Genomic DNA, 12,715 nt, shown 5'->3' with positions numbered 1-12,715 from the left:
GATAACCCTACCGATCTCGGTCGTTACAGTGGGGCCAGACTCTCAAAAAAGCGAAATGTTGCCTCAGGATTGCCTATGAGAGGTCTGTAAGTTCTGGTGCCCGAATGAGTTCTCCCTAAATCACCTTGTAAGTGAGAAGTCGTCCCTAAATTTCTTCCCTTTTCACTGGCACTTGCGAATTTTCGTAGGGCAAGGAGCAACGGTTTTCTACACTCGATTGCCGCTCAGGGTTGGCTCAGAACGACGGCTAGCTGACTGGATAAAAACTTGGGTTCAGCGCAGGGTATACCGCCTTCGTAATCAATTCGTAACTAATCAAAAGGAGCAGCATCCATGACCATTACCCCCGATCAAATTCCCGCCCAACATCAAGAGCGCACCCCTGCTCTAGAGACAGAAATGGTGCCCAGACCGCAGTATGACGACCCTAACTATAAGGGCAGCGGCAAACTACAAGATAAAGTTGCCCTAATCACGGGCGGCGACAGCGGGATTGGCCGTTCCGTAGCGGTTCATTACGCTAAAGAAGGAGCCCATGTCGCTATTGTCTATCTTGATGAACACGACGACGCTAAAGAGACCCAGCGGGCTGTGGAAGACTACGGCCGCCGCTGCTTGCTAATTCCAGGTGATATTCGCGGCGAAGATTTTTGTCGTGAAGCCGTGCAGAAAACTATCGACGAGTTTGGCAAGCTTGATATTTTGGTCAACAATGCGGCGGTGCAATACCAAGAGCCCAGCCTTGACGAGATCGATGCGGCCCGACTGGGAGATGTTTTTGCCACTAACATCTTTTCCATGTTCTACTTTGCTAAAGCGGCTACTCCCCACATGAAGCCGGGCAGCTCGATCATTAACACTACGTCGGTCAATGCCTACAAAGGCAACCCTAGCCTGCTGAGCTATTCCACCACCAAGGGGGCGATTTTGGCCTTCACCCGCTCCCTGGCTACTCCTATGTTGGAAAAGGGCATTCGCGTCAACGGTGTTGCCCCCGGCCCAATCTGGACGCCGTTTATCCCCGACGCCTTTTCGGAGGATGATGTCGCCAATTTTGGCAAACAGGTACCGATGCAGCGGCCTGGACAACCCAAGGAAGTCGCGCCTAGCTTTGTCTTCTTGGCCTCTGAAGATGCGTCCTACATGGCGGGTCAGGTGCTGCACCCCAACGGCGGCGTCGTTGTTAACGGGTAAGGCAACGCCGGTAGCTAATCAAATTTAAGCCCTAGGGAGAGGCTGCGATCGCGGCCTCTCCCTTTATAGTGGCTTGGTTAACCGCTAGTACTCGACCAAACTGATTGTGACAGGCTTGGGCCGTATAGGGTTCCGGGTTTATGGTGTCGGGTTTAAGGCAGATCATAGACCTGAGACCTTGAACCTTAGACCCTCACTAACCTGTCACCTTGGGTTGGGCAGACTGCTGGGCTGGGTGAGAAATTGAGGCAAAAGCTATGGCTAATATTCCTGTTGAACCGGGTATCGACAGTACGCTAGGGCTGCTGCGCGACGGCTACAAGTTTATTGGCAACCGGTGCGATCGCATGGGAACCGATGTTTTCCAAACCCGGCTGCGGCTGCAAAAAACCATCTGCATGCGGGGCGCAGCGGCGGCGGAATTGTTTTACGACAACGACAAATTTTTTCGAAAAAAGGCTGCCCCTCCGCGGGTCAAAAAAACCCTCCTGGGCGAAGGCGGTGTGCAGAGTCTAGACGGAGCCAGCCACCGCCAGCGCAAACAGATCTTCATGGGGTTGATGACCCCTGAGCGACTACAGCAGCTCAGCGATCTCACTCTGCACCACTGTCGTCAGTACGCCCAGTCGTGGCAGCAGCAAGATCAGGTCGTGCTGTTTGAGCAAATCAATGAAATTCTCTGTCGGGCCGTCTGCGCCTGGTCGGGGGTGCCCCTCCCCGAAACTGACGTCGCTCGGCGCACCTTAGAACTGGCTGCCATAATTGACGGTGTGGGTGGCTTGGGGTTGAGATATTTGCGGGGTGTTCAAGCCCGCCAGCGGGTCGAAGCCTGGATCGCAGAGGTGATTGAGCAGGTGCGCTCTCAGCAGCTTCAGGTGCCTGAGCAGACGGCAACGGCAGCCTTTGCCCTCCACCGCGACGCCAACGGCAACCTATTGGACACCGCCGTTGCCGCAGTAGATTTGATCAATGTGCTACGACCTACCGTGGCCATTGGTCGCTACGTCGTTTTTGCCGCTTTAGCCCTGCACCAGCACCCTCACTGTTACTCAAAACTCAAAGACCAGGAGCCTAACTACACCACCCTATTCATCCAAGAAGTGCGGCGGTTTTACCCTTTCTTCCCCTTTGCAGCAGCGCGCACTTGTGAAGAGTTTGATTGGCAAGAGTATCACTTTCCTAAAAACACTTTGGTATTGCTAGACCTCTATGGCACCAACCACGATGCTAAGCACTGGCAAGAGCCCGAGCGGTTTTGGCCAGAACGGTTTAGCCAATGGCAAGAAAGTGCCTTTGACTTTATTCCTCAAGGGGGCGGAAACTATAACGAAAACCACCGCTGTGCGGGAGAATGGCTGACGATCCAGCTGATGGAGCAGGTTCTAAATTTCTTAGTCAATGAGCTTGAGTACGACGTGCCGCCGCAAAATTTAGAAGTCACATTGTCGAGACTGCCGACGCTGCCGGAAAGTGGCTTTGTGATGGAGAACGTCAGGGTCAGGGGCTAGGGGCGATCGCAAAGGGTAGGGGGCGATCGCTCCGTGCCCATAGCCTAAACTACCGCTTTCATAGTTCTAGACCTATTTATCTCTCTTCAGAGTGTTTCCAGCTCCACCAGAAGAGTGATTTTTTCCTGCGTGGCAAGAAATTATCATTGATGGTGTGATGGGCTTTAGTTATCTGTCTAAAGGACCATCTTGAGTTTTTCTTTTTGAAGGGATCGCTATGCAAGGCAATTGCTTAACAGCAATTCCCAGTTTTGTCGCTGAGCAACTGGATTATGATGCGCTTCAGCCTCGCTTTTCACTAATTGCTAAACCGCCGCTGCCCCAGATGCGAGTTTCTGTGATTGTGCCGGTTCGCAATGAAGCAGAAATGCTGCCCAAGACGCTGCAAGCCCTGGCAGATCAGATCGATTTTGAGGGCAATTGCCTAGACGCTAGAAGCTACGAAGTGATCGTCTTGGCCAACAACTGCACTGACGCTTCAGCGGCGATCGCCCGCCAGTTTGCCCAACAGCATCCCCAGTTTCAGCTGCATGTGGTGGAACAGACTCTGCCACCAGAGACAGCTCACATCGGGCAAGTGCGCCGCATGTTGATGGATGAAGCCCATCGACGGCTCAAAGGGCTGGGGCAGCGCCGCAGCATTATTGCCTCTACTGATGGCGACAGCCAGGTCGATCGCCAGTGGATTGCGGCCATGCGGTACGAAATTGCCCAAGGAGCTGACGCCGTGGGCGGACGCACGGTTACCCACAGAGCTGAACGGGCGGCGCTGGATCGGGCGACTAAAACCTCTTACCTGCGCTTTGTGGGGTATCGGTATCTGGTCAAGCAGCTCGAAGATTATCTCGATCCTGACCCCTTTGATCGGGCGCCCCGGCACTACCAGTTTTTCGGCGCTAACTTTGCGGTCACCCACGAGACGTACGCCTTAGCAGGGGGCATGCCCCTGGTGCCCACCTCTGAGGATGTGGCGTTTCACCAGGCAATCGTCAAAGTCGGGGCCAAGGTGCGCCACAGCATGTTGATGCGGGTGACTACCTCGGCGCGCCACAAGGGTCGGGCGGCTTTGGGCCTAGCCGATCGCCTCAGCCAGTTTCAGACCCTGGGGCAGCGACAGCAGTCTTTTTTGGTGGCATCGGCGGCCGAAGTCAGGGCAAAACTGTTGGTTCGGCGCGATCTGCGCCGCTGCTGGGTGCAGGCTACCAGTGGTCATCTGCGTGCGCTGGCACCCCAACGCTTGGCCCAGCTGGCGAACCGACTGACGGTGCCTCTAACCGAGCTCCACGAGGCGATTGAGCAGTCAGTAACCTTTGGGGAACTGGTGCAGCGGGTCGAGCATTGTCAGCAGACAATGGGCATGTGGCAACAGCAGTGGATGGCAGTGCCGATCGAAATGGCGATCGCCGATCTGCGTCTCTGTCTTCACCAGCAGCGCCAGCAGGCCCTAGCTACTGACGCTCGTAGAGGTCTAGGCGGTAGTCGGCCGTGCGCTGACTGAACACAGCGTTGAGCGGTGCGATCGCTGCAAAGTCTTGAAAAGCATTGTGCACATCGTCACCCCGCAGCGGGTAGCTGGGGGCGTCATGCAGCCAGTGCACCAGCAGCAAATGCCCACCGGGCTCCAGCGACTCGTAAATGCGCCGTTGGGCCCTGAGCAGATCGGCTTGGCACCAGTAGTAGCCCACCTCCGACAGCAAGACTAAATCAAAGCTGTTGTCGGGATACTCGTGGGGCACATTCATTAGCTGAAAGCGCACCTGGGGGAGGTGCTGGCAACGCTCTATGGCCCGCTTCTGAGCCAGGGCAGAAATCTCTACCGACAGCAGCGCATCGCAGCGGGGGGCCAGCTGCTCGGTGAGCACACCAATCGAGCCGCCAATTTCAAAGGCCGAGCTGTAGCGCGGTTTGGGCAGAGCCGCCAGGGTAGCGGCGTATTTAGCCGCTTCGTAGTCGCTGGTCTCAAACCGCCAGGGGTCGGGGTCGGCTTGGTAAAGAGCGTCAAAAAAATCGGCGGCGAGAGATTGCTCGGTCATGAAGTCTGCTCTAAATAAATTTCCCAGGGGTTAAGAAAGTTGGCAATCAGCTCAGGCAACAGGCGAAACCCGGTGGGGTCATCTGCAATCAGATCGGTCGTTTGGGAGCGGTAGCAGTGAATTGCCTGTCGCTTTAACTCAACCTGAGCGGACACATCGAGCCGCCGGGCCCGATAGCCCTCGGCTAGGGGCTGGCGCTGGCGGGGGTCCCAATCCCAAATGGGGTATTCGAGGCAGCGAGGCGGTTGGGGAAGGCTGGCGATCGCCCCCTGCATCAACTGCCAGCTAGCCCGATGGTCGCGGTGAGGGTCAAATTGATAGGGCACAAAAATTGTTTGGGGAGCTGTCTGGCGCAGATAGATTTGGCACAGCTCCAGGGCCGTTTGGGCGGCCGCTGTCGGAGGGCGATCGCTGGGGGGAGACAGATGGGGTACCTCCCCATCGGGCAAGTTCAAAAACATGACGCAGTCAGCAGTTACCTGAAGCAACGCCAGGGCGGCCAGGGTTTCGGCCTGACGCACCTGCCGCAGTCGTGGGGGCGGATACTGTTGCGATCGCGGATGGGAACGCGTGCCGTCGCTGATCACCAGCACATACACTGGGCAACCCCTGGCCCGCAGCTGGGCAATAGCACCGCCACAGCCCAGGGTTTCGTCGTCGGGGTGCGGGGCGACCACCAGCACTGGAGCGTTGAGGGCAGACGCTCGCAGCGGTAGGGCCGCTGCCGCAAAAGGCGATGGGATCGGTGAACAGTCTAGGCTCACCATAGGCGATCGGCGGGAGTCGTTTGCGCCAGAGCATAACCCCCTACCCCTGCTAAAGCCGCGTCAAAGGCGGGCTGCCGCAGGTATAGAGTCAAATCGCGGATTACCCGCTCCATTGCGTGGGGCGACAGCAGCCCTCGGGTGCCCACCGAGCGCTGGCACAGCTGCATGGTGTCCATACAAATTTGCTCGATGGCGGTGCGCATCATGTTGGCGTAGGCCACCAGCCGCGCCTGGTGAGGATGAGTTACATCGGGGGTGCCGCCAAACTGCACGTCGTAGTCAGCCAGGCGATCGGCGGCGCCACGCAGCCAGAGATTGCCGCTCTCCAGGGCGATCGCCATCTGGCCCAGGCGCTCTTGCTGATAGGGATGTTCGGTGCGCTGCCCACCCTGCAAGTACTGCCGCGTCAGGTCAAACAGCGCCTCAGCCCCACCCAGCTGCACTGCCGCAAAGCGCACCACGCCAGCAGTGAGCCACGGCTGCCGCAGATAATCACCCGGCTGGCCGATCAGCGACTCAGCCCCCAGCTCTACGCCGCTAAAGTCAATTTTGTAGCTGGCGGTGGCCCGCATGCCCATGGGCTGCCACCAGTCGCGATCGCAGCGCGTTTTCACCTCGTCCATAGGCACAATGCACATTTGCCACGACCCGTCGGGCAGCTTGCCGTTTACAAAGGGGCGCTCCACATAGCCGCCCCCCGAGCAAAATGTCTTGGCCCCTTCCAATCGGTAGCGGTTGGGGCCACTAGGCACTAGGTGCAGGCCCTCGGCATCTTCAGCATTCCAAACCCCAAACAGCCTGTACTGATCCCGCGCCTCTCGGCCATAGCGCTCGATTTGCTCCGCTGTGCCAAAAGTCTGAATCAGCTGTAGCGCATTGACATGGCCTTCGTATACCCGCCCGATCGCCAAGTTGCCCCGACCAATGTGCTTGAGCAGCCGCAGCAGATCGTGAGTCGTAGCAGCCTCAATGCCAAGGCCGCAGCCGCCTAAGGTTGGGCGCAGCGGGGCAGCCAAAAACCCTGCCCTGGCCAACTGCTCAAACTCGTCCGCCGGAAACGCCCCCGGCTGATCGACCGCTGCGGCTTGGGCCATAAAGTCGTCGGCCATCTGCACAGCCGATTGCAGCAGATCGGCGATCGCAGGCTTGGGCGCTAACGGCAGGGTTAAGAGTTCAGCAGTAATAGGAACACCTCCTGAGATAGGTATTGTGAATAAGTAGGACGTTTAGGGTCAGGACGCTTGACCTGACTCATCTTTAAGATATTGGGAATGCTCCTAAGAATGACAGATGCCTGATCTGCATCCCTCTACCCTTCGAGGTATTTGAAAGGTAGCGAAACCCTTGTACTGAGGGCCATCAGAACATGCACGGGGGTCGCTAAAAAACTGTTAACTCAATCACTAATAGCCTGAAATAGGCTGCTAAATTGACCCCAACAAATTCTGTAGAACGAACGAATCGAACTTCACAGACTGGTTCAACAATACACCAAAGTAACCCAAGCTGCCCTTAAAACAGCTTGAGTTACCGTGGATCGCGACTACAACCAGCGCTACAGCGCAGTCATTACCTTCAAAAATTCCTCAGCTAGGCACGATGTCGATGCACTTTTCTGACGAAACAGCACCCCGGCTAAGAAGTAGATTCTTTCTGAGAAAAATGCCTGACGGCGGCGTTGAAGTTCTGCAATGGTATTTCTAACCTTAGGCTCCGAACTGTAGTAGCCAAACTTTAGGGGGGTGACCATAAAATCGACCACATCATAACCAAGTTTCGTAGCGTGGTTAATCGTGTCAACGGGGTTTGAATAGGCTGAAATCATCAGCATCACCTGCTCACAGCCCAGCGTCAAGAGCTGATTAGTAATACCCGCTCCATCAGCACCACCGTGCAGGGACGGCATATACAACTGGTTGTCTGGAGCTGGCAGGTAAGGCGGATTTGCGATCAGGTAGCGCGCTTTTTCTGGAGAGCTACTAAAGAAGCAGGTGTTGTGAACTTGATAATAGGGTGCTAGACCATACTGCTCGATTCTAAGCTTTGCCAACTGATAAGAATCTGCATTTAGCTCATATCCTTGGATCGTTCCACTAAAAGCGCTTCTGAGCAAAGCTTGAATTACGGGGCTGCCGTCGCCGGAACCAAATTCAAAGATGGTGTCTGCTGAAGTGCTTTGAGATAGCACCATCTTTTCTAGACACTGAGCATAAAATTGAGATTCTTCTGGGCAGAAAAATACTTGGTTAGGAGACTTAACCTCGATCGCAGCATCAGAGGCTAACACAGTTTTATTCATGGCAAGAAAATAATGAGGTGAAGAGTAGATCGAAGCGTTAGGCTAGAGAAATTTTTGGCAAAGGAGCAGTTGCCTGTTTAATGCACCGAATAATTGCATCGCCAGCCCGGTCTCCAATGAATTTTTCTTGGGCATAGCCCAGCAAAATTTCCCAGGCATTGTCGGCGTACTGCTCCGCTAGGGGAAGCGCTACGTCTTGCAGCATCCACAAACCGTGGCGCTCATCTTCGCGAATATGCAATTCCCAGTACCCCGATGACTCTTCGCTGAGATTCAATCTCTGAGCCGCCATCAGATAGTCAGTGTAAATGGAGGGGCCAACAATCTCGAAGTAGGTGAGCCCACCGTTATAGCGTAGGAAATAGCGCTTGCATTCGGTCAGCAAAAAGTTGTGGTTAATGCTGGCCAGCAGTTGCCAAGGGGCGAGGTAAAAATACCCTTCTGCTTTGGTGTTCAGGCTCATTTCGGCCATCATTTTGGCAAAAAAGGTAGAGTGTTTGCGGGCCAAACGACCGTTGCCATACTCTTCCATCAAAACGCGGATCAGCATAGCCTGCACTTCGTTGCTCGCCCCGCCCAAGATGCGAGACATGCGGCTAGCTTCTACTAAACCGTCTAAGGAAGCGATCGCTAGCAAACGTCGATAGCCCTCTCGATCTAGATCTTCTCGCAGGAAGCGTCTGTTTTCGGTAACGGGTGGGTTTAGATCCGCCTCATACCAATCGCGCAGGGTCTGCTCTACATTCTGTTGCTGAAGAGATTTGACATCTATCTGCCCCAGTTCCCAGGCTTGCCAGACCGACTCGATGCGATCGCGCACCCACTGCAAATATAAAGAGCGCTCGTTCTTATAGTGAGATAAGTCGTCGTACCAAAAAAGATTGAGGCGATTAATTCGGTATAAAACGCGCTGCAAAAACCGATGGGCAGAGTCATTTCCAGGCTCAGAAGAATCCCCGTATGCCAGGGGAAGCGCTGCTGAAATCGCAGTTTCTAGCTCTTGGGTACAATCAGGGACTTGAGTAACCTGTTGATCAAGATTTTCCAGGCTTAGCAGCTGGATAAGCTGCTCTTCTGCCGCAACAAAGTTGAAATCTTCGACTGTTGAGGAGCCATGTCTTTCGTTTTCTATCCTCAAGTCGCGATTATTTATAACGGAAAACATGGATCTCCTTAGGAATCTCTTCTTGTAAACTAACTTTAACGATTAACTAAAAATAACTTATCCATCTCTAGGCAGAACCTCTGTTTCGTTCGGTTTGGTTCCTCCTTTGCATAACATGGAGGCGTTTTTCCTGCAAAATCCTTCTCTAAAATTGAGATATTATTTGTTCTTTATGCTAAAGCTTTGAGGGTTGAGACATTCTCAACCCTCAAAGCCCAGGAATTTAAACCCAAGAATACTTGGCAATTCAACCCTTGCCAGCCGAACCTCGCTATCCTCCCCTTATTAGTAAAGAAAAGACAAGTACTAAAAGGCCAACTTAATGCCTCACTCTTATCAATCGTCAGATTTTCTTAAAGTCCAGGCTAAGGTTTTGCGAGGAGCCTCCTTCAAAGCTTCAGTTAACGCCTCATTGGAGTCAAACTGGAGTTGCGATAGGTAGGAAGCATCAACCCTAACCGTAAACTTGTCGCAGGAAAATGGCCAGGGCGTGACGCACAAATCGCCGGAATCTAGCTCATAAATGCTGTAGCGACTACCGTCGGGGCCATTGGTGATTTCAAGCCAACGGCCGGCTGCGGGTATCTGGCGCTGGGACAAAATCAGTGATAGGCGATCGCACCATCGCATATAGGTATAGGCCTGTTCAGCGTCCTCTTTAGTGATCTCAAGCTCGGCCTGCCACTGGGCCTGGCGCTGGCGCTGTTCCTTTAAAAACTCCGCCATCTCTGGGTCCTCTTCTCCCTTAGCTTGGTTTAGAAAGCAAAGGTGCATAGAGATCAACATCGCTACCCAGCGGCCTTGATACAGCGCTTCATCGGCATGTTTTTTAAGTTTGTCAATGGGCGATTCTTTGTCGAGGGTGAAGTCTAGCGGTGCTCCCGCCTCGGTTAACTCGTTGCCCTCCCACTCTTTTTCGAGGTGGTCGTGGTGAGCGATCGCGGCAATGGTTTCGTAGAGGCGATAGGTTTTTTTGCTAAGGTCCCAATAACCGGCAATTTGAGCTGCTAAAAGTGCGTGGGCGCGGTGATAAATAATTTCCCAGCCATCGTTTTGAAGATTGACGATCATAGAGCTTGGTTTCGAAAAATTAAAGTGAGTATGGCTAGCGATGCCGAGAGTGTTGATGCAAAAAATAGCTGGGGCTAAGGTTCACCCATTCAGCAGATATCCAGACGGACCGTTGCAGGTTAACTCCGTCTGGATACTAGTTTTAATGACTTGCTTTGCAAAAGCTAGATTCTAGCTTTTGGGCTGGTTGGGAGCAAGGCGATCCACAGTGTTAGCGGCACCATTAACTGCGCCTCGAGCGTTTTCAGCGGCATTGTCAGCAGCGCGCTGGGTCGACTTACCAATATTTTTGACAGCTTCCTTAGCCGACTGACCGACGTCTTGAGCAGCGTCGCCGTACCGCTGAGGAATGGGCTTATCAATGTTTTCCTGAATCCGCTGCTCAGCTTGACGAATCATGCGATCGGCTTTGGCATCAGCCCCACTGGTATCCATATCGGTATCTTTATGAGGATACATACCCTCGTTGCTGGCCGTGGCTGGGTTGTTAGTGCTGCCAGAGCTGTTGCCGGTCGGCAAAGCGGCTTGAGCGGTGCCGCAGGCGGTTGTCGTCAGCACAACTAGGCCAGCTAAAAAGACAACTATCCACTGGCGCAAGGCGTTGGGATTGAAAATGCGTTTTAGGGTTTGCATAAGTAATGCTCCTTTGAAGAACTAAATTTGAACAGTTTGTAATTTTTAAGGAAAAGGCCATCAATAAAATCTTCCTTGACCTCTTAGCAGTGAGCCACAAGGTAATCCCTGCTGAGAGGCTGGTTCAAAAGCTTTGCCTGTGTAGCAAAAGATTGGAAAGCTACAATCAACACCCTTTGAACTAGCCTCTCAAATCGAGGAAGATCGGCCTGTTCGCAAATTTCAGCGAATCAAGCGGCCCTACATTTGGTTCTGTAGCGACTGCTTGGTTTCCTTAAAGCGCATGCCCAGCTGCTGCTGCTCTTCGCTCGACAGGTTCTTGCGAATGGCGGCGAACATGGTGCTTTCTTCTTGGCGGGTGTGGTCGCCAATCATAGCCTTGAGCTCCTTGAGCTTAGCCATAAACTCATCGCCGGTCGAAGGCATAGCTTTGAGTTCATTCAGAATGGTTTCTATTTCAGCCGTCTCGTCAAAGAGCTCTTGGGTATCGTCCCCATAGAACGGTTGCACGGCAGGGTAAACCACGGCTTCTTCGGCCTTGGCATGCACCACCAAGTCTTTATACAGTTGGCCAAACAAGGCTTTAATCTGGTCGGCGTTGTCTGCGTTTCTGATTTCGCTGATCAGGGTCCTGGCCTTCTGGTGATCCATGAAGATCAGATCCATGACATCGGCGGATTCTTTGTCGGAGGTTTGAGTAGTGGCACTGCCCACAACGCCAGTGGCGGCGGCAACCGCGTCTTGCACCCGAGCCCACAGGCCCTGCTTGGGCTCTTGACCGGTGAGCTCTAGGGTACCTAGATACTCAAGCATGCCCTTGAGCTGCTCCTGGTGGGCACGGTTCTCGAAGTTGACGGTGTTGAGGGGGGCGATCGCCGCCTCAATATCCTGGCCAACGACCTGAGCCGCTTTGTGAACCACCAGACCCGACATGACCTGGCCATGCTTCAGCAGCTCATGCTGGGCAATTTTCTCGTACATGCTCAACCTAGAGCTGGCGAGGGTGCTTTTTGCCTGGCTGACAAACTCTTGCACGGTGGGTTTGGGCTCAGCCTGGATACCGTACTGAGTAATAGCCGTTTCAACAATATCTAGATTTTTTTGGTCGTCTTCGAGCATGTCTTCCAGCCGCTTGCGCAGGTGGTCATCGCTGCACTGGCTGAGAAACTGCTGCTCGCTGTCAATAATCAAATTTTGGATAGCCCTGATATCGGCTAGCTTTTCTGCGATCGCAGTGCGCTTTTGATCATTAAGTGTAGCAGGCATTATGGAGGGGCTCCATCCGAGAAGTCGCTCACAGTCTAAGAGTTCTAATCCAAGGTGATATCTGCCGATAGGGCTGATTAGCTCTGAATTTTACTGGCGCTATCTATTCCTCTAGGCGCAGCTCTACATCCTCTTCAGACGGAATAGAGACAATCCTAAATTTAGCCAGAGTAGAGCTAGCCAAGAAAAAGTACCCAATTGCTTTATTTTGGCGGCTACATTTATAGAAAAAGCTGCCCTTGCCCCTGTTTTGTGGAGGTAAGAGCAGCTTTTGCTGCAATGAAATCTGCGAGCTAGTGGGTTACCGACACCTGGCTAACATCGACCTCACGGGTGCCATCTAGATGATTGGCGATATCCACAATGCGGTCTAAAGCCGCGCTATCTACCGAGCCAGCCAAGCAGAGGGCACTGCCGTGCTGGATCAGAGTTAGCGAGTCGATAGATGCTAGATCGGATTGCTGGTCAAGGGTTTGAGCCAGCCGGCGCACCAGCCCAAAGGAGTCGTATTCCCCTTCTAGGCCCATGCACTCAGGCGGCGGCGGCGGTGTGTGCATACCCGCCTTCTCTCGCAGTTCATCGTCGTAGGTGTTGGTGAGACCTGGGGTCATGGGGCTGTGCGATGAGGCCCCGTGGGCCGGGCCATCATCGCAGTGGTCAAAGTCGATTTTATTGTGCCAAGTCATAATTCAAAACAGGTTACTAAAGGATAATTAAGGTACTGCAACTGATCTGCCTAAGCTGATCATCGTTTGCTTCCGTAGCCTTGTCCTCAACCT

The 12,715-nt window shown here is 53.6% G+C and carries 12 protein-coding genes; 3 read left to right on the top strand and 9 right to left on the bottom strand.

Translation table 11 applies throughout. The features are described from left to right. Nucleotides 1-333: 333 nt before the first annotated feature. The 3 genes from H6F75_RS13140 to H6F75_RS13130 all read left to right on the top strand — a co-directional run bounded on the left by H6F75_RS13140 (nt 334) and on the right by H6F75_RS13130 (nt 4,200). Nucleotides 334-1,194 carry an SDR family oxidoreductase gene (locus tag H6F75_RS13140; RefSeq protein ID WP_190752926.1) on the top strand — a complete coding sequence of 287 codons (861 nt, stop codon included), beginning with the start codon at nt 334-336 and terminating at the stop codon, nt 1,192-1,194. A gap of 257 nt (nt 1,195-1,451) precedes the next feature. Next, nucleotides 1,452-2,702 (top strand): cytochrome P450, encoded by a 1,251-nt coding sequence (locus H6F75_RS13135; protein WP_190752925.1) that lies wholly within the window; start codon nt 1,452-1,454, stop codon nt 2,700-2,702. 217 nt (nt 2,703-2,919) lie between these two features. Further along, nucleotides 2,920-4,200 (top strand): glycosyltransferase, encoded by a 1,281-nt coding sequence (locus H6F75_RS13130; protein ID WP_190752924.1) that lies wholly within the window; start codon nt 2,920-2,922, stop codon nt 4,198-4,200. Here the strand turns inward: H6F75_RS13130 and H6F75_RS13125 are convergent. From H6F75_RS13125 to H6F75_RS13085, 9 genes are all read right to left on the bottom strand, one after another. Then, nucleotides 4,151-4,735, bottom strand: coding sequence for an SAM-dependent methyltransferase (locus H6F75_RS13125; RefSeq protein WP_190752923.1), 585 nt, complete (start codon nt 4,733-4,735; stop codon nt 4,151-4,153). The two genes, H6F75_RS13130 and H6F75_RS13125, sit on opposite strands and share 50 nt — an antisense overlap. Next, the gene (locus tag H6F75_RS13120) at nt 4,732-5,502 is read right to left on the bottom strand and encodes a PIG-L deacetylase family protein (protein WP_190752922.1); all 771 of its coding nucleotides are present in this window, start codon (nt 5,500-5,502) and stop codon (nt 4,732-4,734) included. The genes H6F75_RS13125 and H6F75_RS13120 overlap by 4 nt, the downstream gene beginning before the upstream one ends. Continuing rightward, nucleotides 5,496-6,629, bottom strand: coding sequence for an acyl-CoA dehydrogenase family protein (locus H6F75_RS13115; RefSeq protein ID WP_277874263.1), 1,134 nt, complete (start codon nt 6,627-6,629; stop codon nt 5,496-5,498). Before H6F75_RS13115 ends, H6F75_RS13120 begins: the two co-directional genes overlap by 7 nt. Before the next feature lie 428 nt (nt 6,630-7,057). Further along, nucleotides 7,058-7,801 carry an SAM-dependent methyltransferase gene (locus H6F75_RS13110; RefSeq protein WP_190752921.1) on the bottom strand — a complete coding sequence of 248 codons (744 nt, stop codon included), beginning with the start codon at nt 7,799-7,801 and terminating at the stop codon, nt 7,058-7,060. A 37-nt stretch (nt 7,802-7,838) separates the two neighbouring features. After that, nucleotides 7,839-8,966 (bottom strand): iron-containing redox enzyme family protein, encoded by a 1,128-nt coding sequence (locus tag H6F75_RS13105; RefSeq protein WP_190752920.1) that lies wholly within the window; start codon nt 8,964-8,966, stop codon nt 7,839-7,841. A gap of 336 nt (nt 8,967-9,302) precedes the next feature. After that, nucleotides 9,303-10,037, bottom strand: a complete 735-nt coding sequence (locus tag H6F75_RS13100) for a DUF3891 family protein (protein ID WP_190752919.1) — start codon at nt 10,035-10,037, stop codon at nt 9,303-9,305. Between the two features lie 171 nt (nt 10,038-10,208). Next, nucleotides 10,209-10,670, bottom strand: a complete 462-nt coding sequence (locus tag H6F75_RS13095) for a hypothetical protein (RefSeq protein ID WP_190752918.1) — start codon at nt 10,668-10,670, stop codon at nt 10,209-10,211. Nucleotides 10,671-10,910: 240 nt separating this feature from the next. Further along, nucleotides 10,911-11,936, bottom strand: a complete 1,026-nt coding sequence (locus tag H6F75_RS13090; protein ID WP_190752917.1) for a hemerythrin domain-containing protein — start codon at nt 11,934-11,936, stop codon at nt 10,911-10,913. A gap of 293 nt (nt 11,937-12,229) precedes the next feature. Next, entirely contained in the window at nt 12,230-12,622 is a 393-nt protein-coding gene (locus tag H6F75_RS13085) for a BON domain-containing protein (protein ID WP_190752916.1), read from the bottom strand. Nucleotides 12,623-12,715: the final 93 nt, after the last annotated feature.

The sequence above is a fragment of the Nodosilinea sp. FACHB-131 genome (genome assembly GCF_014695395.1).
Classification (GTDB): domain Bacteria; phylum Cyanobacteriota; class Cyanobacteriia; order Phormidesmidales; family Phormidesmidaceae; genus Nodosilinea.
The sequence above is the reverse complement of the archived record's forward strand: the minus strand, read 5'-3'. Positions and strand labels throughout refer to the sequence as shown.

Coding starts and splice junctions, on each gene's coding strand:
- H6F75_RS13100 (WP_190752919.1), bottom strand. CDS start 10,037: ATGATCGTCAATCTTCAAAACGATGGCTGGGAAATTATTTATCACCGC.
- H6F75_RS13090 (WP_190752917.1), bottom strand. CDS start 11,936: ATGCCTGCTACACTTAATGATCAAAAGCGCACTGCGATCGCAGAAAAG.
- H6F75_RS13125 (WP_190752923.1), bottom strand. CDS start 4,735: ATGACCGAGCAATCTCTCGCCGCCGATTTTTTTGACGCTCTTTACCAA.
- H6F75_RS13135 (WP_190752925.1), top strand. CDS start 1,452: ATGGCTAATATTCCTGTTGAACCGGGTATCGACAGTACGCTAGGGCTG.
- H6F75_RS13110 (WP_190752921.1), bottom strand. CDS start 7,801: ATGAATAAAACTGTGTTAGCCTCTGATGCTGCGATCGAGGTTAAGTCT.
- H6F75_RS13140 (WP_190752926.1), top strand. CDS start 334: ATGACCATTACCCCCGATCAAATTCCCGCCCAACATCAAGAGCGCACC.
- H6F75_RS13085 (WP_190752916.1), bottom strand. CDS start 12,622: ATGACTTGGCACAATAAAATCGACTTTGACCACTGCGATGATGGCCCG.
- H6F75_RS13105 (WP_190752920.1), bottom strand. CDS start 8,966: ATGTTTTCCGTTATAAATAATCGCGACTTGAGGATAGAAAACGAAAGA.
- H6F75_RS13130 (WP_190752924.1), top strand. CDS start 2,920: ATGCAAGGCAATTGCTTAACAGCAATTCCCAGTTTTGTCGCTGAGCAA.
- H6F75_RS13120 (WP_190752922.1), bottom strand. CDS start 5,502: ATGGTGAGCCTAGACTGTTCACCGATCCCATCGCCTTTTGCGGCAGCG.
- H6F75_RS13095 (WP_190752918.1), bottom strand. CDS start 10,670: ATGCAAACCCTAAAACGCATTTTCAATCCCAACGCCTTGCGCCAGTGG.